The sequence below is a fragment of the Peribacillus sp. NPDC094092 genome (assembly GCF_050279365.1).
Classification (GTDB): domain Bacteria; phylum Bacillota; class Bacilli; order Bacillales; family DSM-1321; genus Peribacillus.
Map to the genome: position 1 here is coordinate 799518 of NZ_JBNNUC010000001.1, position 22260 is coordinate 821777.

At 39.0% G+C, this 22260-nt stretch carries 19 protein-coding genes and 1 pseudogene; 2 read left to right on the plus strand and 18 right to left on the minus strand.

Annotated features, from left to right (window positions below; all coding sequences use genetic code 11):
- Window positions 1-123 precede the first annotated feature (123 nt).
- The 8 genes and pseudogenes from ACQKNS_RS03775 to ACQKNS_RS03810 all read right to left on the minus strand — a co-directional run bounded on the left by ACQKNS_RS03775 (window position 124) and on the right by ACQKNS_RS03810 (window position 8041).
- Entirely contained in the window at window positions 124-1674 is a 1551-nt protein-coding gene (locus ACQKNS_RS03775; protein WP_427641268.1) for an acyl-CoA carboxylase subunit beta, read from the minus strand.
- A gap of 39 nt (window positions 1675-1713) precedes the next feature.
- Window positions 1714-2205, minus strand: coding sequence for an acetyl-CoA carboxylase biotin carboxyl carrier protein (gene accB, locus ACQKNS_RS03780; RefSeq protein ID WP_427641269.1), 492 nt, complete (start codon window positions 2203-2205; stop codon window positions 1714-1716).
- A 206-nt stretch (window positions 2206-2411) separates the two neighbouring features.
- Complete coding sequence (gene accC, locus ACQKNS_RS03785; protein ID WP_427641270.1) at window positions 2412-3767, minus strand: acetyl-CoA carboxylase biotin carboxylase subunit; 1356 nt, start codon at window positions 3765-3767, stop codon at window positions 2412-2414.
- Window positions 3768-3886: 119 nt separating this feature from the next.
- Window positions 3887-4122: pseudogene (locus tag ACQKNS_RS03790) on the minus strand (FAD-binding protein); the annotation flags it as partial.
- 178 nt (window positions 4123-4300) lie between these two features.
- A complete protein-coding gene (locus ACQKNS_RS03795; protein WP_427641271.1) occupies window positions 4301-5443 on the minus strand; it encodes an acyl-CoA dehydrogenase in 1143 nt (380 codons plus the stop codon).
- A 136-nt stretch (window positions 5444-5579) separates the two neighbouring features.
- On the minus strand, window positions 5580-6362 hold the full coding sequence (locus ACQKNS_RS03800; RefSeq protein WP_427641272.1) for an SDR family NAD(P)-dependent oxidoreductase: 783 nt from the start codon (window positions 6360-6362) through the stop codon (window positions 5580-5582).
- Between the two features lie 225 nt (window positions 6363-6587).
- Complete coding sequence (locus ACQKNS_RS03805) at window positions 6588-7064, minus strand: 2,4'-dihydroxyacetophenone dioxygenase family protein (RefSeq protein WP_427641273.1); 477 nt, start codon at window positions 7062-7064, stop codon at window positions 6588-6590.
- Between the two features lie 188 nt (window positions 7065-7252).
- Window positions 7253-8041: an SDR family NAD(P)-dependent oxidoreductase gene (locus ACQKNS_RS03810; RefSeq protein WP_427641274.1), complete on the minus strand. Its 789-nt coding sequence runs from the start codon at window positions 8039-8041 to the stop codon at window positions 7253-7255.
- A gap of 143 nt (window positions 8042-8184) precedes the next feature.
- Between ACQKNS_RS03810 and ACQKNS_RS03815 the strand changes: the two genes are divergently transcribed.
- Complete coding sequence (locus ACQKNS_RS03815) at window positions 8185-9090, plus strand: LysR family transcriptional regulator (RefSeq protein WP_427641275.1); 906 nt, start codon at window positions 8185-8187, stop codon at window positions 9088-9090.
- A gap of 100 nt (window positions 9091-9190) precedes the next feature.
- Here the strand turns inward: ACQKNS_RS03815 and ACQKNS_RS03820 are convergent, their stop codons facing one another.
- The 4 genes from ACQKNS_RS03820 to ACQKNS_RS03835 all read right to left on the minus strand — a co-directional run bounded on the left by ACQKNS_RS03820 (window position 9191) and on the right by ACQKNS_RS03835 (window position 13389).
- Complete coding sequence (locus ACQKNS_RS03820; protein ID WP_427641276.1) at window positions 9191-9871, minus strand: 3-oxoacid CoA-transferase subunit B; 681 nt, start codon at window positions 9869-9871, stop codon at window positions 9191-9193.
- Window positions 9872-9932: 61 nt separating this feature from the next.
- Window positions 9933-10631 carry a CoA transferase subunit A gene (locus tag ACQKNS_RS03825; RefSeq protein ID WP_427642121.1) on the minus strand — a complete coding sequence of 233 codons (699 nt, stop codon included), beginning with the start codon at window positions 10629-10631 and terminating at the stop codon, window positions 9933-9935.
- 297 nt (window positions 10632-10928) lie between these two features.
- The gene (locus ACQKNS_RS03830; protein WP_427641277.1) at window positions 10929-12218 is read right to left on the minus strand and encodes an MFS transporter; all 1290 of its coding nucleotides are present in this window, start codon (window positions 12216-12218) and stop codon (window positions 10929-10931) included.
- A gap of 115 nt (window positions 12219-12333) precedes the next feature.
- Window positions 12334-13389 carry a TauD/TfdA family dioxygenase gene (locus ACQKNS_RS03835; protein ID WP_427641278.1) on the minus strand — a complete coding sequence of 352 codons (1056 nt, stop codon included), beginning with the start codon at window positions 13387-13389 and terminating at the stop codon, window positions 12334-12336.
- 470 nt (window positions 13390-13859) lie between these two features.
- On the opposite strand from ACQKNS_RS03835, the gene ACQKNS_RS03840 reads away from it, so the two are divergent.
- The gene (locus ACQKNS_RS03840) at window positions 13860-14633 is read left to right on the plus strand and encodes an SDR family NAD(P)-dependent oxidoreductase (RefSeq protein ID WP_427641279.1); all 774 of its coding nucleotides are present in this window, start codon (window positions 13860-13862) and stop codon (window positions 14631-14633) included.
- Between the two features lie 127 nt (window positions 14634-14760).
- Here ACQKNS_RS03840 and ACQKNS_RS03845 read toward each other — a convergent pair whose 3' ends face one another.
- From ACQKNS_RS03845 to ACQKNS_RS03870, 6 genes are all read right to left on the minus strand, one after another.
- The gene (locus tag ACQKNS_RS03845) at window positions 14761-15708 is read right to left on the minus strand and encodes an alpha/beta hydrolase (RefSeq protein WP_427641280.1); all 948 of its coding nucleotides are present in this window, start codon (window positions 15706-15708) and stop codon (window positions 14761-14763) included.
- 178 nt (window positions 15709-15886) lie between these two features.
- The gene (locus ACQKNS_RS03850; protein ID WP_427641281.1) at window positions 15887-16885 is read right to left on the minus strand and encodes a TauD/TfdA family dioxygenase; all 999 of its coding nucleotides are present in this window, start codon (window positions 16883-16885) and stop codon (window positions 15887-15889) included.
- Window positions 16886-17046: 161 nt separating this feature from the next.
- Entirely contained in the window at window positions 17047-18339 is a 1293-nt protein-coding gene (locus tag ACQKNS_RS03855; RefSeq protein ID WP_427641282.1) for an MFS transporter, read from the minus strand.
- Window positions 18340-18433: 94 nt separating this feature from the next.
- Window positions 18434-19489 carry a TauD/TfdA family dioxygenase gene (locus ACQKNS_RS03860; RefSeq protein WP_427641283.1) on the minus strand — a complete coding sequence of 352 codons (1056 nt, stop codon included), beginning with the start codon at window positions 19487-19489 and terminating at the stop codon, window positions 18434-18436.
- 33 nt (window positions 19490-19522) lie between these two features.
- Window positions 19523-21043, minus strand: a complete 1521-nt coding sequence (locus ACQKNS_RS03865) for a long-chain-fatty-acid--CoA ligase (RefSeq protein ID WP_427641284.1) — start codon at window positions 21041-21043, stop codon at window positions 19523-19525.
- 272 nt (window positions 21044-21315) lie between these two features.
- Complete coding sequence (locus ACQKNS_RS03870; RefSeq protein ID WP_427641285.1) at window positions 21316-22212, minus strand: LysR family transcriptional regulator; 897 nt, start codon at window positions 22210-22212, stop codon at window positions 21316-21318.
- Window positions 22213-22260 lie beyond the last annotated feature (48 nt).

The following is a 22260-nucleotide window of genomic DNA, read 5'->3' on the forward strand; positions in this document are numbered from 1 at the left end:
CCTATGCTATCGCTCTCTCCCTTCTATACCATCTCAATTTACGCTAGGTTTTTTTTCATTTGTCGTCTTTAGACGTTTTTCTTCTATTAATATAAGTAGTTCATAAACTATTAAAGAAAAGGTTTATAAAGGGATATTTCCATGCCTTTTCTTAGGTAATGCTTTCTTCTTGTTTTTTAGCATTTCCAATGCACTAGCGATACTTTTTCTTGTATCCCTCGGGTCAATTACATCATCAACAATGCCATTAGCTGATGCGACGTAAGGATTGGCAAACCGTTCGCGGTATTCGTTGATTTTTTCTTGCCTAAAGGCCTCCGGATCTGTACTTTCATTAATCTCTTTTGCAAAAATGATATTGGCCGCCCCGGATGGTCCCATAACCGCAATTTCCGCATTAGGCCAAGCAAATACTAAGTCTGCCCCGGTTGCTTTACTGTTTAGGGCAACGTAAGCCCCACCATATGCTTTTCGAAGAATCACTGTAATTTTGGGAACCAAAGCTTCCGAATAGGCATATAAAATTTTCGCTCCATGCCGGATAATCCCGCCATGCTCTTGTTGAATTCCCGGGATAAAGCCACTCACGTCTTCAAATGTAATTAATGGAATCTTAAAGCAATCACAGAATCGAATGAAGCGAGCACATTTGTCAGATGAATCAATATCAAGACCACCAGCCATCATCTTCGGATTATTTGCGATTATACCGACTGTATCGCCGTTTATACGGCCAAAGCCAACGACAATGTTTTTAGCGAATTTCGGCTGGACTTCCATGAAATCTTGATCATCAACAATTAAATGAATCACCTTACGCACGTCATAAACCTTCGTTCCATCAATCGGGACAACATCAAGAAGTTCATCGATTCTTTCATCTAAAGGAACTTTATTTACTGGCTCTTTGTAAGGTGGATTTTCTTCATAGTTTGATGGCAAGTAGCCAATTAATCTCCTGACTTCGTTTAATACGTCTTCTTCCGTTGGTCCAGTAAAATGGGCATTTCCACTTATTGTGGAATGAACGGACGCACCACCTAAATCCTCACTATTAATTTTTGCACCCGTTACCGACTCAATTACCTTTGGTCCTGTAATAAACATTTGACTTGTTTTTTCTACCATGAAAACGAAATCTGTTATCGCAGGAGAATAAACAGCCCCCCCGGCACAAGGTCCCATAATCACGGAAATTTGTGGAATTACGCCTGAATAAATGGAGTTTCGATAGAAAATGTGTCCATATCCGTCTAGTGATAAAACCCCTTCTTGAATTCGTGCTCCACCTGAGTCATTTAACCCGATTATAGGTGCTCCATTTTCTGCTGCTAAATCCATGATTTTAGTGATCTTCGTCGCATGCATTTCGCCAAGGGCTCCGCCGAAAACAGTAAAATCTTGAGCAAAAAGGAAAATAAGGCATCCACCAACCTTACCGTATCCTGTAACAACCCCTTCTCCTGGCGCCTCCCCGGATCCATATTCAAGGCCGCGATTTTCTATGAATGGGTTTATTTCAACGAATGTCCCTTCATCCACTAATATTTCGATACGCTCTCTAGCAGTAAGCTTCCCGCGTTCATGCTGGGCATCAATCCGTGTATAACCGCCCCCCAGCTTCACTTTTTCCCGTCGTTCTTCCATGATCTCGATTTTATCGAACATATCCATGCTGTGGATCCTCTCCTATCAGTGGTTAAATTTTAATGCTTATGCTGTTTTTACGAGGAACAAGGGCTGGCCATATTCAACAACCTGACCATTTTCCACAAAGATTTCAACAATTTCACCACTAACTTCCGCTTCAAGTTCATTCATAAGCTTCATGGCTTCGACAATACAAAGCACTGTGTCTTCTTTTATTTGATCTCCCACTCTTACATAGGCATCAGAATCAGGTGATGGAGCCGAATAAAATGTTCCCACCATTGGGGAAGTAATTTTATGAACCGCTGTGCCCTCAGTATTTGTCGAGGGTGTTTGTATTTCTTCCTGCTTTTGAACGGGGGCGACTTCTACTTTCACAGGAGCGACAGCAATAGTCGCTGGGACTTGTGTTTCTTCGATAAGCGCTACTTGACCGACATTCATTTGTTTACTAATTGTTATTTGCTGATCATTTTCACCTTTAATCTGTAATTCTCCAATTGTAGAACGGTCCACCGCTCGAATTAATTCTTTAATGTCATTCATTTTAAACATGAGGAAGCACTCCTTCTATAATTTAATTTCTGTTATTTTTTCGTTACTCATTTCAGATTTCTTAGGATCTATGAAATCTCCCCCATAGGTTCAGTCCCGATTATCCGGTCATCCTCATCACCAATTACAAAAAATTGTTTTTCCACCATCACCTCCTCTCTTAACTAATTAATCCAGTGCCACTGCATACTTCAAATCACCACTAGTTACTTAGTGGAAACCGTTAAATCATTCATCTCTAAAAATTTCGTGTTAAAATTACCAGCTTTAAAATCCGGGTGTTCTAATAAGCGAAGGTGGAAAGCGATTGTAGTATCAATTCCTTCAATGACGAACTCGCTTAAGGCTCGCTTCATTCTTGCAATTGCTTCTTCACGATTTTTTCCATGTACGATTAATTTGGCAATCATCGAATCATAAAATGGTGAAATCGTATATTCTGGATAAACTGCGCTATCGACTCGGATTCCAAATCCACCTGGAGGTAGGTATAATCCAATTTTCCCAGGGGATGGCATAAATTTTTTATCAGGATTTTCTGCATTTATCCGACATTCGATCGCCCAACCATTGATATGAATATCTTCTTGTTTGACAGATAGCCTATGACCTGAAGCAATAAGTATTTGTTCTTTGATTAAGTCTACTCCTGTTATAAGTTCTGTAACTGGGTGTTCAACTTGAATACGGGTATTCATTTCCATAAAGTAAAAATTTTTATATTTATCTAGTAAAAATTCGATCGTACCTGCCCCTGAATATTGTACGGCCTTCGCGGCTTTCAATGCCGCCTCTCCCATTTTCGTTCTTAGTTCTTCATCAAGTGCGGGGGATGGCGCTTCTTCAATTAGCTTTTGATGGCGTCTCTGGATTGAGCAATCACGTTCCCCTAAGTGCACGACATTGCCAAATGAATCACCCATAATTTGGATTTCTATGTGTCGAGGCTCTTCAATGTACTTTTCTAAATAAACACCTGCATTACCAAAAGCTGTAGCTGCTTCTTGCTGCGCCATTGAAATCGCATTTTTTAACTCTTCCTCGCATTCAGCAACCCGCATCCCTTTTCCACCACCACCAGCAGTGGCTTTAACAATAACGGGATACCCGATACTTCTTGCTGTAACCACAGCTTCGTCAATATCTTCAATAATCCCATCCGTACCTGGAACAATTGGTACGCCAGCGTCTTCCATCGTTTCTCTCGCTACCGCTTTCGCCCCCATCTTACTAATTGCCTCAGCTGATGGCCCAATAAAAATGATATCGTTTTCAACACATATATTAGCAAATTCTGCACTTTCTGCTAAAAATCCATAGCCAGGATGGATAGCATCTGCATGTGATACTTGAGCAACAATTAATAGATTTTCCATATTCAAGTAGCTCTTAGATGATAGGTGTGGTCCAATGCAATAGGCTTCATCTGCTAGACGTACATGCAGAGCTTCACGGTCTGCCTCAGAATATACAGCGACCGTTGATATCCCCATTTCCTTACAAGCCCTAATCACACGGACAGCAATTTCTCCTCGATTAGCAATAAGAACCTTTTTAAACATATACGATTTCCTTTCCTAAAGCTTATTATTGTCTATCAATCTCTACATTGATAGCAGATTTTTATTAAGAAGAGATGCACTTATTAATCAGAGTAATACATGCTCTAGCCCGGATTTTTTTAAGAATTTACTAGAACTTTTTTAATTTCTTTCGTTAGAAGCGGGATCACCTAAATCCCCCACAATACCGCAGTCCGCTACTTGCAAGATAGTGGCTTCGGGATCTTTGTTAATCGAAACGACAACTAGAGAGTTAGACACCGCGGCTAATGCTGACTGGTACCTGAAATTCCGCAGGCAATGTACAAATCAGGTTTATGACTTTTCCCGACTGTCCAATTTGAAGTGAATACTCTCATTATTCGTCACATACCGCCCCACCTAGCACATCAGCCAATTCTTTTATTTTTCCTTTTTCAACTGCCATGCTGTAAGGCTCTAACTCATGCTCAAGCAAACCTTTCACGCTTGACATACCCATTCGACTCTTTTTAATAGATTACACTCCTGTTTTCGTTAATTTTGAGTTTTTTCTATGCTTTAAGCAGATTTCCGGCAATTACAAGACGCTGAATCTCTTGCGTCCCTTCATAGATTTGGGTGATTTTAGCATCTCTCATATAACGTTCTACCGGGTAATCCCTTGTGTATCCATATCCGCCGAATACTTGAATAGCCTCCACCGCTACTTCCATGGCGGTGTCTCCAGCAAATAGTTTGGACATTGCAGATTGATGTCCGTAAGGAATTCCTTGATCCTCACGCCATGCTGCCTGATACGTCAATAAACGGGCAGCTTCGATTTTTGTGGCCATATCGGCTAATTTGAATTGAATAGCTTGGAGTGAGCTAATCGTTTTGCCAAATTGGACGCGATCCTTTGCAAATGCTACAGCATTATCAAATGATCCTTGAGCGATTCCAACAGCTTGGGAAGCGATTCCGTTCCGACCGCCGTCAAGAGTCATCATGGCAATCTGGAACCCTTCACCCACTTGGCCCAAAAGATTGTCCTTTGGAACGCGGCAGTCCCCAAAAATGACCTCAGTCGTGGCGGAGGAGCGAATGCCCAGCTTTTTTTCCTTCTTTCCCACAGAGAAACCTGGAAAGCCCTTTTCCACAATAAACGCAGAAATGCCTTTATGCTTTAGTGCCGAGTTGGTCTTTGCGAAAACGATATAAGTGTCGGCATAGCCTCCGTTGGTGATAAAAATCTTCGATCCGTTCAAGACCCATTCATCTCCGTCTAGAACGGCTGTTGTTCTCATTCCACTGGCATCAGATCCGGATCCAGATTCCGTCAAGCAATACGCACCAATGTTTTTCCCTTCCGCCATGGCCCGCAAATATTTTTGCTTTTGATGTTCCGTCCCAAACTTGTAAACAGGCCATCCGGCTAACGATGTATGTGCGGAAAGCGTAGTCCCAATTGAAGCGTCCACCCGTGACAATTCCTCCACCGCAATCACATAACTCAAGTAATCGGCACCTGCACCTCCGTACTCTTCTGGCCAAGGAATGCCGCATAAACCAAGTTCCGCCATCTTGTGCCATATCTTGATATCAAAGTATTCCTCTTCATCACGTTGAGCAGCAGTAGGTTCACATTCGTTTAGAGCAAACTCTCGCACCATTTTTTGCATCATTTGGTGTTCCTTAGATAATAAAAAATTCATCATTGGTCCCCTTTTTTGATTTTTTTATTCCAAACAAGATGTTTGAAAAACTATGTAAGCTATTTTCCATCTTAAATCTATAAAGATAATGCACTTAAAAACTTCAACCCTTTCAAGGACAGGACTTCAATGCTATTTACACTTTTTGTTCGATAAGCTTTCTGGTATAGATGGTTACCCATTTCCTTGGCAGCAATCTCACAGATTTAGCCATGAGTTTATTTTTGAAGCCTGGAATGATAACAGTTTTATTCTTCATTAACCCTTCAAATCCACACTTGGCTACAGCTTCCGGTTCAATTAAATTCTTAATGAAAATTTTTGTTCTTGTTGAAGCCAACCCTTGCGTGAGCTGCGTTTTGGTAGAAGGGGGACATAATACAGAAGCTTGAACTCCGGTTCCTTTAAGTTCTTCCGCAATCGCTTCCGTAAAGAATAAGACGTAAGATTTGCTGGCCCCATACATCGACATCCGTGGAGTTGGCTGAAAGGCTGCTGTTGAAGCCACGTTTAAAATTTTACCTTGCTTTCGTTTCACCATGTCACCCGCAATAAGTCTAGTTAAATACGTGAGAGAGATCATGTTGAGCTGTAGGTATTCCATTTCTTTTTGAATATCCAATTCCGTCATCAACCCTAATCCGCCAGCTCCAGCATTATTAATCAAAATATCGATTTCGATTCCTGCGCTTTTCAAGTATCGATGCAAACTCTCTACCGTTGTATGGCTACTCAAATCGCCGGCAAAAGTATTCACTTGCACGCCATATTCCTCATTTAGACTCTCGGCTTGTTGTTCCAACAACGCCGAATCTCTGGCAACTAATACCAAGTTATAACAATGCTCTGCAAAAACTTTTGTGAATTCATATCCGATCCCTTTTGTAGCACCAGTAATTAAAACCGTCTCTACTGTCATTTATCATTATTCCTCCCAACATTATTATCTGTTAAGTTTGAATATTAGAAATTATAAAAATATTGTTATATTAATGATTATACTTATTAGTTTTAATAAAATAAAATTAAAAAAAATTATGTATAAATTATTATTACTAATATATTAAATTAAAAAGCCCAGAAAAAAGAGAAGCCTCTAGGTCATGTGGACGCCGGACTTCTCCTTTTTTTATGAATCTAAGTATCAAAATTTTGTCACATCAATAGGTTCAATTCCTTCAGCCGCGCAATGTTCATAGTATCTTTTCAGGAATGTTTCCCAATTGTCTCTGGCAAGAATTTCTCCTTCTTCACCCAAATAGTCTAATGTTCCTTCTACAATATTGAAGGTGATAACATCTTCATCCCCTACAGCTATCGGCGTATGTTTGGAGCCTGCAGGCTCATAAACCATGTCACCAGGTTTGGAAATCCAAGGCTCCTCGAGATATCTCCAAGTCCCTTGGACGGTATATACAATGACTGTTCCAGGATGGAAATGGGCCGGAAGTTGCATTTTCGCAGGAACACTTAATAAAGTAACCGTCTGTCCTGTCACAGGGTTGGCTTTAAGCAATTTAAATTTAGAATCTCCAAAATATGGAATCCAAGGCAATTCATCTACACTAACATTCCCTGCATGAAATACTTCTACCTCTTTTACATCTTTTAAATTACTCACTTAAAATCCCCTCTTCCAATAAGTATTTAATAAATCCGCATATTGTTATCGCTTTCATCAGTAAGCATGATAACTAGTTTGGCTTTATTAATTTCAGTATATTTGTAATTATCAGTTAAGTAAAATTGATATTTTTTAATTGCAATTAAGTATGATTAATTTATGCACTCACGTTATTTGAATGAAATTCACTTAGCCCCAAGTCCACCATCAAGCGTCAAAATATGTCCAGTACAATAATCAGATGCTGCTGAGGCAAAGTAAAGGAGTGCACCCACCACATCATTGTCACTGCCTAATCTTCTAACTGGGACTTGTGAGGCAATGAAAGGGCCTGCTTTGTGTACAAGAGTTCCCGGTATTTCTGGGTTATTCATTCCTGTAGTGAAAACTCCAGGGGCAATTGAATTTACGTACACTCCATGTCGGCCCCACTTAACTGCAAGGTCCTTCGTTAAAGTCATGACTGCACCCTTACTAGTCGTATATCCGACAGAATCTACAGCTTCCGGGTCAACACCTTTAAAGCCGATACTGGAAGAAATATTAATAATTTTACCGTATTCGTTATTAATCATATGTTTTCCAACTGCCTGACACATCAAGAATGTTCCTGTCACATTTGTATCCAGCATAGCTTGCCATTGTTCTAAAGGCATATCAGTAGCAGGAGACTCAAAAACTGTTCCGCTGCTATTGACTAAAATTTCGATTTTCCCAAAATGAGAAACTGCTTTCTCCACACCTTGAACGACAGATTCCTGATCTGTGACATCCACTGATAGAACAAGTGCCTGTCTTCCTAACGCCACGATTTCTTTTACAACTGCTTCGCAAACCTCTAAACGCCGTGAACATACTACAACGTTTGCTCCGGCTTCTGCCAACGCCAGTGCCATTACACGCCCTAACCCGCTGCCTCCTCCGGTAACGATTGCTGTCTTACCATTTAATTCAAACAATTGGTTTAATGACATTCAAATCCTCCTCCTGTTTTTTTGAATATTCAAATATTTTTAAATATTATTGATATTGATTATACTAATAAATTATAATTAAATAAAATTAAAGATTTTAATTTGGTAAGTAAGTATTACTAATATAAAAAAGGAGAACGGTCATGAATATTGAACAATTACTATATATCGTGGAAGTCGCAAAATACAGTTCCCTGTCCATCGCAGCACAGAATCTACATGTGACTCAATCCAACATCAGTCAGTCCATAACCAACTTGGAAAAGGAGCTGGGGATTAAAGTTCTTAAGCGGTCACGGGGACACGGCGCTGTTCCAACCGATGAAGGAAGAATCATTCTGAAACTCGCCTATGAAGTACAAAAAAAACTTGAGGAAATAAAAGTGACTGCTAACTTATTAAACTCCACGGAAGTGGGGGAACTAAAAATTTCGTCATTACCCGGATTGATGACGTTCCTGGTAAAAGCGATAGCATCGTTTAGACATGATTATCCGCACGTGAATTTGGAGGTTGCCGATAAAAGTGGATCTGCTGTAATTGAAGATGTTCGACAGCATAAGACTGACATTGGACTGATTACGTATTCAAGTGATTTGAACATAAACATGGAAGGAATAGCTTTTGAAGCATTAATCGAAGGAAAGCAGAAAGTATATGTTTCTAAGCATTCTCCCTTAGCCATTCTTGGCACTATAACTCCGCATGATATACTTGATCAAACTCTCGTTACGTATAAGGGTGAATTCATGCAGTATTTTGTACAAGATTTCTTTCAGAAATATAAGCCCTTGAAAATCTTATTTACTTCAAATAATATGGATGGAGTTCTCCAAGCCATCAATGAAAACTTGGCAATTACATTTGCTCCTGATTTCGTAATGAAAAATTCCCCCCTTATCATTAATGGCGATATCGTTCCAATTGATTTGATGTATCATCCGACTGTAAATATTTCTTTAGGATTAGTTCGATCAGAGAATAAACATTTGTCCACTTTTGCCAACAAATATATTCATTATTTAAAATCAGAAATAATTACGAATTAAAAAGAAAAAAAGAGAAGGTTCTTCGTCTCAAGGTGGGCGGAAAAGCTTCTCTTATTACAATTCTATCTCTACCTTAACAGGAATGTGCAGTGTTATCTCTTTACCTTGTAATAGAAGTCTTTTGGCGATCCCCTTTACTACATGTCAAATAGGCGCTGATTGTAAAGGAAGCCTCCGTCTTTTCTATCACTTCATCAAGTGAAACACCTTCTTGAGTTTCTACGAGAATCATTCCCTCTGGAGTGAAATCAAATACAGCCAAGTCAGTAATCAGTCGATTTACCACCTTTTGACCTGTCAATGGAAGGGAACAGCTTTTTTTGATTTTGGATTCATTGTATTTATTGGTGTGCTCCATTATGACCACAATTCTTTTGGCACCATGCACAAGATCCATCGCACCTCCCATCCCTTTGACCAATTTTCCCGGAATCATCCAATTTGCCAAGTCACCTCGTTCGGAAACCTCCATACCTCCCAAGATAGCCAGATCAATGTGTCCCCCACGAATCATGGCAAAAGACTCAGCACTGTCAAAGAAAGATCCACCGATTACCGCTGTAACCGTTTCTTTCCCTGCGTTAATAAGATCAGGATCTTCCATCCCCTCAACTGGATAAGGTCCGATGCCAAGCAACCCATTTTCTGATTGCAATAATACATGTAATTCTTTCGGTATTTCGTTCGCAAGTAAAGTAGGCATTCCAATTCCCAGATTCACGTTCATCCCATTTTGAATCTCTTGAACCGCACGCTTAATGATTTTTGTCCTGGTTTCCATACAGTTAATCCTCCTGAAAAATTGCAATGTAATTTTTGCGGTAAGTTACCCTAAAGGTAAGTTAAGTAGGTATGACGGTACGGCGTTCAATTCTTTTCACATAATTTTTCCCTTCCAATATCCTTTGAACATATATCCCAGGTGTATGAATCTCATCCGGATCAAGAGCGCCCACTTCAACCATTTGCTCCACTTCGGCAATCGTAATCCTGCCGGCCGTTGCTGCGAGTGGATTAAAATTCCGCGCTGTCTTCCGGTAAACAAGATTTCCTAACGGTTCACCTTTCCATGCCTTGACGAAGGCAAAATCCCCAACAATCCCTTCTTCAAGAACGTGCGTTCTGCCATTAAATAATCGGTGCTCTTTGCCCTCTGCAATCGGTGTACCCACGCCAGTCGGCGTATAGAATCCAGGGATGCCTGCTCCTCCTGCCCGAATTCTTTCCGCCAGTGTACCCTGGGGAACAAGCTCTACTTCCAATTCTCCACTTAAAAATTGCTTTTCAAAAATCTTGTTCTCACCTACATAGCTTGCCACCATTTTCTTAATCTGTTTATTGGCAAGCAGTAAACCCAGTCCCCAATCATCCACCCCACAATTGTTACTGACAATCGTTAGGTCCTTTGTTCCTTTTTCACGCAATGCTAGAATTAGATTCTCGGGAATCCCCGTCAGACCAAACCCACCAACAATGATGGTTGCACCATCTTGAATATCTTGAATCGCTTCAAGAAATGTTGTGTTTAACTTTCCTTGCACAGCCAATATTTTCACTCCCTGCATTATTAACTTAATCATTAGAATTTTTAAAAATATAGATTACACTCATAAGTATTAATTAAATAAAATTAAACTTTCATTTACTTAATCCTCCACTTTAATATGATCATCAGCGTAAGTCTCGGATATCTTATCCTGACAACTCCAGCACTTACTCCGATTTTGCTCCACAATAGCTAATTCTTCATGACACAATACACAACAGTCCATCTCGGAAATGGCCTTTTCATTTTTACACATAGTTTATTTCCCTCCTTGATTCACCTATAATGATTTTTATACAATAACTTGTTCCTCAGGTTTTACCGTTGTTTGACTTCGGTTCGCGGGGCGGACAATGTTCCAAAACAATAATCCGATTACGAACATGACCAAAGAAGTTACTTGGAAGCCATAACGATATCCAATTGCCTCACTTCCTGCATACTGGATAAAATACCCGAATATGAGCGGAGCAATGATGCTTGCTGAACTTGATAGAGCAACATAGGACCCTTGAGCCTTTCCAATGTTTTTGGGAGAAAAGAATTCCATTAATATGGCGGGTGCCAGTGAAAGAATAACAACCGCAAGACCCGGAGCAAGGATGAAGAATAGAATGGAGATAGCACTAGAATTAAAGGAACTTGCAAGAAATAAACAAATAGCGGATAGCACCATCGTAATCCCTGCAACATTTATTCGTGCTTTACGAATATCTCCTGTTTTGCGATAAATCCTATCCGATAACAAGGCAAATACAATTTGGCAAATGGCAGCAAAAAGAAAGGGTAAAGACACTGCAAGTTTTAACATTTTCCCATCAAAATGTTGAATTTCGGTAAAATATGCAGGAAACCATACCGCTTGAACGGACAATAACCAATAGGCACAACCTGCACACAAAACGATAAAAATAAAATTTTTAGATATAAGATACGGAAGAAACTGACGCCAAGAAACATTGGAAGAAATTATTGAGTCCTTATCTTCTTGATCAAAAGTATACGAACCGATTTCTTTTGGGCTTTCTTTTCCAAGAATCAACCATAAAACTAGCACCAATAGTCCAACAATCCCCATTGCTATAAAAGCAGATCTCCATCCATATCCATTGATCAAGGAGATTAATAATGGCGAAGCAATCGCGGGCCCGATTGTTGCTCCAAAGAGAACAGCGCCAAAACCTATACCATGTCTATGTTTAGGGAACCATTTTCCTATTATTGAAGTTGATATAGCAACGGCAGGACCTTCTCCTGCTCCCAAGACCATTCTTGTGATTACTAGCAGAGACAGACTGGAAACAAAAGGTGTGGTAAATTGAACAATCAACCATACAAACGAGATCCAAGTAAACATTTTTTTCGTATTTCTTGAATCGGCCATTCCCCCTAGAATGAAAGAGGAAAAGGTAAAGAACCAAAAGAACGAACTGCCGACCATTCCCCATTGTGAAGGACTTAAATGTAACTCTTTCATTAGAGGAACAGAAACCAAACCAATGATAATTTTATCAACCTGGTTGATCATGCCTGAAGCTACAAGAATTAATAATATGATCCAAGAATATTTAGGTGTTTTCAAATTAATAATCTCCCCTTCTATTCCGTTAACATGAATCAATTGGTGTTTTAAAAGTTTTTAATGGTAAATCTTCCGTGTTTAACCTCGTCTAAACTCTTTATATTTATTAAACACATTACCTCATTTTTTCTGCAATACCTCCAGCTGTTTTTTCACGTACAGGAATACCGCCGCGACCCGCTTTCCCTGTTTTCTCATCAATGAACATCGCAAAGTCTGGCGCAATTTCTCGCCCATTTGGCATCGTGAGCCACAATCTTAATAAATGACGTTTGCGTTCGGGTTCTTCATAGTCTTCGTATACAGTACGTGAATGAAGAACAGTATAATTATTAACAAATTGCATATCACCCGGTTCCATCATCATATCAATATGCATGTTTTCATCATATAAGAGGGAATCTATTAAGTCATATGCTTCAGTTTCAACTTTTGACAAATATTTACCTGTTTTCGCTTGTGCTGATTCGACATATCCGCGGTTATATCTGCAGCTTAATTTACCTTCGTAATAACTAAAGACTGGTGATGAATAAACAGGAGATTCACCTGGTGTTTCCTCACCACGACGATCCAAGAAATATGGAAGATAGATAATTCCAAGATACTCTGGGTACCTATCCAGAATTTCATTGTAAACCGCGATGGAACTTACGATACTACTATAACCGCCAGATTTAGCTTTTCGAAGACTTAATAATCCGACTACGTCAGATCCATCTGGGTGAAAGGGAAGATGAGCATTCGTTTGGTAACCACGTACATTTGAATCATTAATGTCGAGACCTTGGTCAACAACATGTCCTAATAGATCACCCTTTGCGTTTTGCGTTACCGGGATGCCCAGGTGGACTCCGAGACCCCAGTAAATGATGCTTGCTTCTTCATCTGTATACTTTTCAATTGGTAAGCCACGAATTAATAGAAAACCTCTCCCATTTTCCAGCTCGTCTATAAAGTAGGCTATTTCGTCAGAAAGCTCCGGAATTGGAAAGTCCTCCTTGTTAAAATCAGGTGCCCTTAACCCTTTTTGTTTTACATAGAATAAAGCGCTTTCAAGATCTGCAATCGTTTTCTCTGACAAATAATAAATCCATGAATCATCTTTAGCCAAATCAATACCTTTCCAAGCTACTGGTCCTTGAATTTTTTTCTTTAAAATAGACGGCACTGAGAATCCTCCTTCGTTTTCTATTGAAATTTAACTATAGTACTAAAGTTTGGGCTGTTTTCCTACTTTAAAAGCGACTGCAATTATCTTTAAAACCCTTATACAAAAAATTATTGCTTAATAAATGATGTTCCTTGTTCCCCCCTTTCTTTTCATGAAAGCGCTTTAAATAACTTCTGACTGTTATAAATGTTATTCTGTTAATTATATTCATAATTTTCAGTTAAATAAAATTAAAATTTTTAATTTACAAATAAATATTACTAATAAATGGAAAATACAACCCCCTTATACATGCAATTTTACAACACATATCATTATATTAATAAAACTTAAGTGCAATTTAAAATCTTTAATTTTATATAATTATCATTTATAGGTAGAATCAAAGATAGAAATGATTAAATATTCCAATAAATCACTTTCAAGCAGAGTCTTATACAAGTTAATTCGAAACAGGAGGTTTAACTATGGACTTAAAATTATCTGGAAAAAAAGCACTTATCGTTGGGGGAAGCAGGGGGATTGGTAAAGCTATTGCCCGTCAGTTGGCTTTGGAAGGTGTGGATTGTACGATTTGTTCAAGAAACGAATCTTCACTAAAGAATGCAGCAAACGAATTATCCAAAGAAACCAACAGAAATATTTATCCAATCGTGGCAGATACTAATGATCCTGACTCCATCCTAAACTTAGTTGAAAAATCAGCAGCAGAAATGGGAAGCATTGATATTTTAATCAACAGTGGAGCCCGTGTTGGGGGCCATGAACCAGAGGACTTTAACAGCATTAAAGACGAACTTATCTTGAAAGATTTTGAAGAAAAGTATATGGGCTATTTTCGTTGTGTCCGGGCTGTTGCTCCTTATATGATCCAAAATAATTGGGGACGTATTATCAATATAAGTGGTCTGGCAGCTAGAATTGGCGGCAATTATTTTAGTTCCGGTCCTCGTAATGCATCTGTTGTCCATATGACAAAATCCGCATCGATAGAATTAGGAAAGCACGGAATTACTGTCAATGCTGTTTATCCAGGGATAGTCGATACGGAAACATTTAGAGGCCGTGTCACTAATGAGGAAACTATACGCCAGGCAGCATCAATGAATGCCCTCGGCAGCTTGATTACACCAGAAGAAATTGCTTATGTCGTGACCTTCCTAGCCTCACCTTTGGCTGCATCGATAACTGGCGATGTCATTTCGGTAACCGGTGGAATCGGAAATACCGTTTATTACTAAATGCCTAGAGTTGATATTGTTACTGTTTCGTTGATTATCAATAATTTCCATTTGAAAATTAAATAGGTTATTTTAAAAAGCGAGCCTCACTAAATTCTGAGGCTCGCTTCATTTAGAACATTTTCTTTCAATCTATCCCTATTGTATATTTTAAGGAACTCAAGAACTTCTCGATCTTAGAAACAGTCAATTCTATGTTCTTTGAGAAAATGGACATTTGTACAAAAAAACCGTGGACCATCCCGGTTTCACATTCATATTCAACTTGAACACCAAAATCTTTCAGACGTTCAGCATAGGCCATTCCTTCATCCCGAAGTACATCATTTTCCGCTGTAATAACAAGTGCTGGCGGGAGACCACTTAAATCTTGAGCGACCAAGGGGGAAGCATACTCATTACACCTGTCCTCATTATTCCTTAAATAATGATTTCGGAACCAAATCAACTGCTCGCGATCAAGTCCAAATCCTTTTGCAAACGTTCGATGGGATTCCGTATTGAACTCAAGATTTGTCGAAGGATAGATTAATACCTGTGCAGTGATGTTTGGACCTTTTTTGTTTCTCGCCATCATCGTAACTACAGTCGCTAGATTTCCACCTACGCTATCCCCTCCAACTACCAATCGAGAAACTTCTCCGTTAAATGAAGTCCCTTTTTCAAAAACCCATTGCAATGCAGAATAGGCGTCTTCTACTGGAGTCGGAAACTTATACTCTGGAGAAAGACGATAGTTTACGGATACAACAATACTTTCCGTTCGATTCGCTATCATTCGGCAGCTTGCATCCGTTGATTCAATGTCTCCTAGAACCCATCCTCCACCATGGTAGTAAATAAATAGAGGGAAAGGACCTTGCCCTTCCGGTATATATACCCTACATTTGATTTTTTCATCCTGGCTTACCGGAATCATGAAATCCTCAACTTTTGAAATCGGTTCTAATTTTACAGCAGGACGCGGTGCTTTAGAAAGCATCGCTCTTACTGACTTATGATCCATCGTATGAATAGGTGGCAGATGATTATATGCTTGTAAATATATTTCTGCTTGCGGATCTAAATTTGCCAAAAAACATCATCCTCACTTCAGGTTATTTTTAAATTATCCAGTCTATATGAGAAACCATTAGTCCTGTCACGAAACTCTCACTTCAAAATAAAAACATAAAATGGTGATTTTATTCATTATTTTCCTTGAATAAAATCACCATGCAAGAAATATTGGTGACTATTATCACCACCGGTTTTTATCTAATTAAAGGAGCTCCTCCTATATAAAACTCGAAACCTGGAGCAATTTTTCGGCCATTTGACATCATGAGCCACAATCTTAATAAATGACGTTTGCGGTCATCTTCTTCATAATCTACAAATAGTGTACGTGAATGAAAAACGGTATAATTATTAACGAATTGCATATCACCTGGTTCCATCATCATATCAATATGAAAGTTTTTATCAGCAGTAAGGGAATCTATAAAATTAAATGCTTCGATTTCCTCTTTCGACAAAGAGATACCTGTTTTCGTTTGTGCTGATTCGACATATTGACGCATATATCTGCAGCTTAATTTACCATCGTAATAGCTAAAGATTGGTGATGGAACTACTGGAGATTGACCTGGCGCTTCTTCCCCTCGAAGATCATGGGCGAATGGACGATAGAGAATTTCAAGGTACTCTGGGTGATTATCCAGAATTTCATTATAGATGGACATCGCACTAGCGATGCTGCTTAAACCGCCTGATTTCGCTTTACGAAGACATAGTAATCCGACAACATCAGCGAGATCTGTGTGATAGTCAAGACGTACATTCGTTTGGTAACCCCTTACTGTTGTATTATCATTAAAGTCTTTACCCATGTTTTTGATATGCCCTAAGAGTTCACCCTTTTTTCCTTGGATGATCGGTAGGCCCAAGTGAAGTCCAAGACCCCAGTAAATAGAACTAGCTTCATCGTCAGTATATTGATCCATTGGTAATCCACGAATCAATAGAAAACCTCTCCCATTCTCCAGCTCGTCAACAAAATAGGCAATTTCATCTGCGAGATCAGGAATTGGGAAATCTTCCTTGTTAAAATTTGGTGCCTTTAACCCTTTTTGTTGAACATGTGATACAGCCTTATCAAGAGTTGCAAGGGTTTTATCTGACAAATAATAAATCCATGAATCATCTTTTGCTAGTTCGATACCTCTCCACGCTGAACGCCCTTGAATTTTTTCCCTTAAAATAACGGACATACATATTCCTCCTTTATATTTGTTAACTCACCATAATAGACAAAATATTTCGAATTCACGCTGTACACTTATTATTATTAATTAAATGAAATTAACATTTGTAAATTATTATCAAATTAATTTTATCTTACTAAGAAACTTTCGATCTACGTTTATATCTCTTAAGTACTCACTTGCTCATCTGTTTCAATTATTGTGTGGCTTTCCTTTGCGGGACGTACACCGATCCAAAACAATAATCCGATAATGAGCATCCCTAAAGAAGAGGCTTTAAATGCATATCCGTATCCGATAGCCTCAGTCGCTGCATTTTGAATAAGATAGCCAAATACGAGTGGAGCAATAATACTTGTAGAACTCGCAAGTGCAATGAACGTCCCTTGTGCCTTTCCAATATTCTTGGGAGAAAAAAACTCCATCAATATTGCGGGTGCGAGTGAAAGAATGACATACGCAAATCCCGGGGCAAGGGTGAAGAACAATATGGACATTGCAGTGGAATTCGCGGCATTTGCTAAGTATAAACATAGAGCGGATAACATCATCGTTATACCGGCAAGATTTATTCTTGCTTTACGAATATCTCTGGTTTTTCGATAGAGCCGATCTGATAGAATGGCGACTCCTAATTGGAAAAAGGCTGCAAAAAGAAAAGGTAAAGACACGGCTAATTTTAATGTTTGACCATTAAAATGTTGAATTTTGGTAAAATAGGCCGGAAGCCATACCGCTTGTACGGACAATAACCAATAGGCACACCCTCCACACATAACGATTAATATAAAATTTTTAGATAATAGATGCGGAAGAAACTGGCTCCAAGAAACTTTAGAGAGGCTGGATGATTGCTGTTCCTTTTGCTGTATCGACGGCCAGCCGATTTCTTGAGGACTTTCTTTACCGAAAATCATCCATAAAACCAGCACGATCAGTCCCAGAATACCCATCGCTATAAATGCAGATCTCCATCCATAATGATCAATCAAGGAGATTAATAATGGTGAAGCGATTGCAGATCCCCCTGTCGTTCCTAATAGAACCGCACCAAAGCCGATGCCGTGCCTATGTTTCGGGAACCACTTTCCCATGATTGCCGTGGATAGAGCGGGTGCAGGACCTTCACCAGCTCCCAAAATCATTCTGGTTAACAAAAGCATAGACAAACTGCTAACGAAAGGGGTGAAAAATTGAACGATCAACCAAACCAACGACATCCAAGTTAACATTTTTTTCGTGTTTTTCGAATCAGCCATGCCGCCAAGAATAATAGAGGAGAAGGTAAAGAACCAAAAGAAAGAACTTCCTACGACTCCCCATTGCGATGGACTTAAATGTAACTCTTTCATTAAAGGAACGGAAACCAAACCAATAATTATTTTATCCACTTGGTTGATCATCCCGCTAAGAACTAGAAATAATAAGATAATCCAAGAATATTTTGGAGTGCTTGTCATGTAAATCTCCCCACGTTTTCCTATATAAGGAACACCTTTTTCTGACCTTTGAAAAGGTGTTCCCACTCGTTCTTACTAAACGTTTTATAAAAAATCACTTCAGGGTTTCTACAATACCTCCAGATGTCGTTTTACGTTGCGGTACGCCGCCGCGACCTGGCTTACCCGTATTTTCGTCAATAAACATCGCGAATTCCGGGGAAATTTCCCGGCCATTTGGCATCGTGAGCCACAATCTTAAAAGATGACGTTTGCGTTCCGGCTCTTCATGGTCTTCGTATTGAGTACGTGAGTGAAGAATCGTATAATTATTGACGAACTGCATATCACCTGGCTCCAACATCATGTTATAATGTAAATTCTCATCATGAAGGAGTGAATCCAGTAGGTCTAATGCTTCAATTTCCACTTTTGACAATTGGATGCCTGTTTTTGCTTGGGCTGATTCGATAAATAAACGGACATATCTACAGCTCAGTTTACCATCATAATAATTAAAGATTGATGATGTAAATACTGGAGGTTCTCCCGGCGCTTCCTCTCCACGACGATCAAAGTAAAATGGACGACAGAGAACTCCTAGATATTCTGGGTTCTTCTCCAGAATTTCATTGTAAACAGTCATCGAACTGATGATACTGCTGTGACCTCCAGATTTTCCTTTTCTTAGGCTTAATAATCCAACAACATCAGATCCATCAGCATGAAATGGAAGATGCAGTTTCGTTTGGTAACCACGTACATTAGAATTTTCTAAGCTAAAACCTTGATCTTTGACGTGCCCTAAGAGGTCACCATTTGCGTTTTGCGATACCGGAATGCCCATGTGAAGTCCGAGACCCCAGTAAATGATGCTTGCTTCTTCATCTGTATACCTTTCAATGGGTAATCCACGAATTAATAGAAACCCTCTCCCATTCTCCAGCTCTTCAACAAAGTAAACGATTTCTTCATAAATATCAGGAATCGGAAAATCCTCTTTGTTAAAATCTGGTGCTTTTAAACCCTTTTGTTTAACTTGAACTAAAGCGTTCTCAAGCGAGGCAATTGTTTTTTCAGACAAATGATAAACCCATGAATTATCTTTAGCCAGGTCAGTGCCTTTCCACGCTACTTGCCCTTTAACTTTTTCCTTTAAAATGGTTGACATAGTTAATCCCCCTTTAGTAAGTTGGTTCATTTCTTACTTCACTTCAGTCAATTCTCTTAACTCTCTCCGCAAAATCTTTCCTGTTGAGTTCTTAGGCAACTCTTTAAAAAATTCTACTCGTTTAGGAAGCTTGTATTTCACCAGCTTATCCTGACAGAATTGAATAATGTCATTCATGGTGATCTGCTCATCCTTGACTGCGACAAAAGCTTTAACTTTTTCACCGTATTCCCCATCGGGGACTCCGATTACGGCCGCCTCTACCACAGCAGGATGTTGATACAGGACTTCCTCCACTTCACGAGGATATACATTGTAACCTCCAACGATAATAATGTCCTTCTTGCGGTCAACAATATAGATGTATCCTTCTTCATCCATTGTTGCGAGATCACCAGTGTAAAACCACCCGTCATTAAAAGCAGCTGAAGTACCTTCCGGCATCCCCAAATATCCCTTCATTACATTTGGCCCTTGAACAACTAATTCTCCGACTTCTCCTCTCGGCAATTCTTTTCCGAATTCATCTACAACTTTGCTTTGGACAGCTGGAATATTCAAGCCGATAGAACCTGGCTTACGAGTCCCTTTTAAAGGATTAATAGCGACGAGAGGAGCAGTTTCCGAAAGCCCATATCCTTCCAAGATAGAAACATTAAACTTGTTTTCAAATGTATGCAACAGCTCTGCCGGAATCGAGGCACCTCCTGAGATGCACATGCGTATAGATTGGAAATCCTCCGCAATCGCTTCAAGCAATTGATTGATAAAACTGTACATTGTAGGTACTCCAGCAAACACGGTTGCTTTTTTTTCCCGAATGGTGGTGACCACGTCATGAGGGCTGAATTTAGGCTGGATCAGGACTGTTGCTCCACAAGCAATTGGCGCATTCAGACAAACTGTCATACAGAATACATGGAACATTGGCAGAACAGCTACGATACGATCATTAACATCGAGTTCTAGTAATTTTGAAATGGAGTCCGCATTTGAACCCAAGTTTCGATGCGTTAACATTGCACCCTTGGGTTTCCCGGTAGTTCCTGATGTGTATAGTATGACTGCAAGGTCTTCCTCATCAATGTAGGGGCTTTCGTAAACATTAATGCTTGTGCTTGTTTCCATGAGATGCTCCCATGTCGATTCCTGATCCGTGGCTTCGGTATAAACCACAAGTTTCAGATTTTCCAATTGCTTTTTTACTTCTGATAACTTCGGTTCTACAGATACATGGGCAATGACCGCTTTGGCTTGACTATTGTCTAAAAAGTAGTTGATTTCCCCTTGGGTATACAAAGGATTGATCGGAACAACGAAAGCACCAAGCCGTAAAATACCGTAGTACGCAATGAGAAATTCAGGGCTATTTCCTAAAATAAGAGCCACTCCATCTCCCTTCCTAATTCCTTGTACATACAGACCAACAGCCAATCGATCCACCTTCTGATTTAGTTCTTGATAAGTAACAGTTTTATCTCTAAAGAAATAAGCGATACTTTCTGGGAAATTACTTGCGCTTCTTTTTAAATTTTCGTTTAAGTTATACCTCATTAAATGTATTCCACCCCTTTTCTCACATAGGAGGCTTTGAATGCCTACTATTTTGAATTTTTTAAATATTATTACATTTTAAGTATACTCATAAATAAAAATTAAATAAAATTAAAGATTTTAATTTGTATGTAAGTATTAATAATATTTAGAAGGAATTCCAGGATAACAGGAGGGGCTATTTTATGATTTCTACATCAACTTTAAGTTCTAAATAAAAAGACAAAGCCCCAGTAAAGAGCTTTGTCTTTTTATTAATTTATAAAATAGAGCTATTGCAATAATTGGTTCTTTAGATATTTTTCTATTAACTCAATAAATAAGTTCATAGATTTCGTATGCAATTCCACAGATTCTGTTATAACTGAAAAATTTCTTTTTATTGGTGTCCCTTTGACATTTAATACTTGAATGGTACCAAGCATTCTTTCTTTTTTAACAGTAAGTTCAGATAAATAACTAATGCCAAGCCCGGCTTCAACTGCTTCTTTTATAAGTTGTGTGCTGCCGAACTCCATTAACTTGGAAGGACGTATTTGTAAAGATTGAAATAATGTTTCTGTTGCCTCTCTTGTACCAGAACCTTCTTCACGGACAATCCAATTCTCTTGTTCTACCTGTCTTAGTGTAACTTCCTTATTGAAATAAATTGGATATTTACCCCCTGCCACGATATACATTTGGTCGGTGGAAACGGATTTTATATATATATTTCTAAGAGAAATTTCCCCCTCTACAATTCCTACATCGATCTCATGACTTGTGATTGCTCTGGCAATATCCCTTGTGTTGCCAATCTGTACCGAAGGGAAGATATTAGGAAATAGGTTTTTCATCCTTGCAAGTATATGTGGTAATACATATTCTCCAAAGGTATAGCTGGCACCAATTTTTAATGGTCCTGTTGGCTCGTTATTTAATTCATTCACCAATATTGACATTCGTTTATATAAACCTGTTATTTCTTTAGCATGTAAATAGACTATTTCTCCTGCTTTAGTTAGCTGTACAGATTTGTTTGTTCGCAGAAGCAGCTTTGATCCTATATGTTTTTCCAATTGTTGAATTTGCTGGCTGACTGCAGGCTGAGTCATATGAAGCTCTTCTGCTGCTCTGGAAAAGTTTCTTTTATCAGCTACAGATATAAATACAGATAATAGTTGATCCATATGTTCCCCTTCTGACTATCTTATTTACTTATTATAACTATAATAATC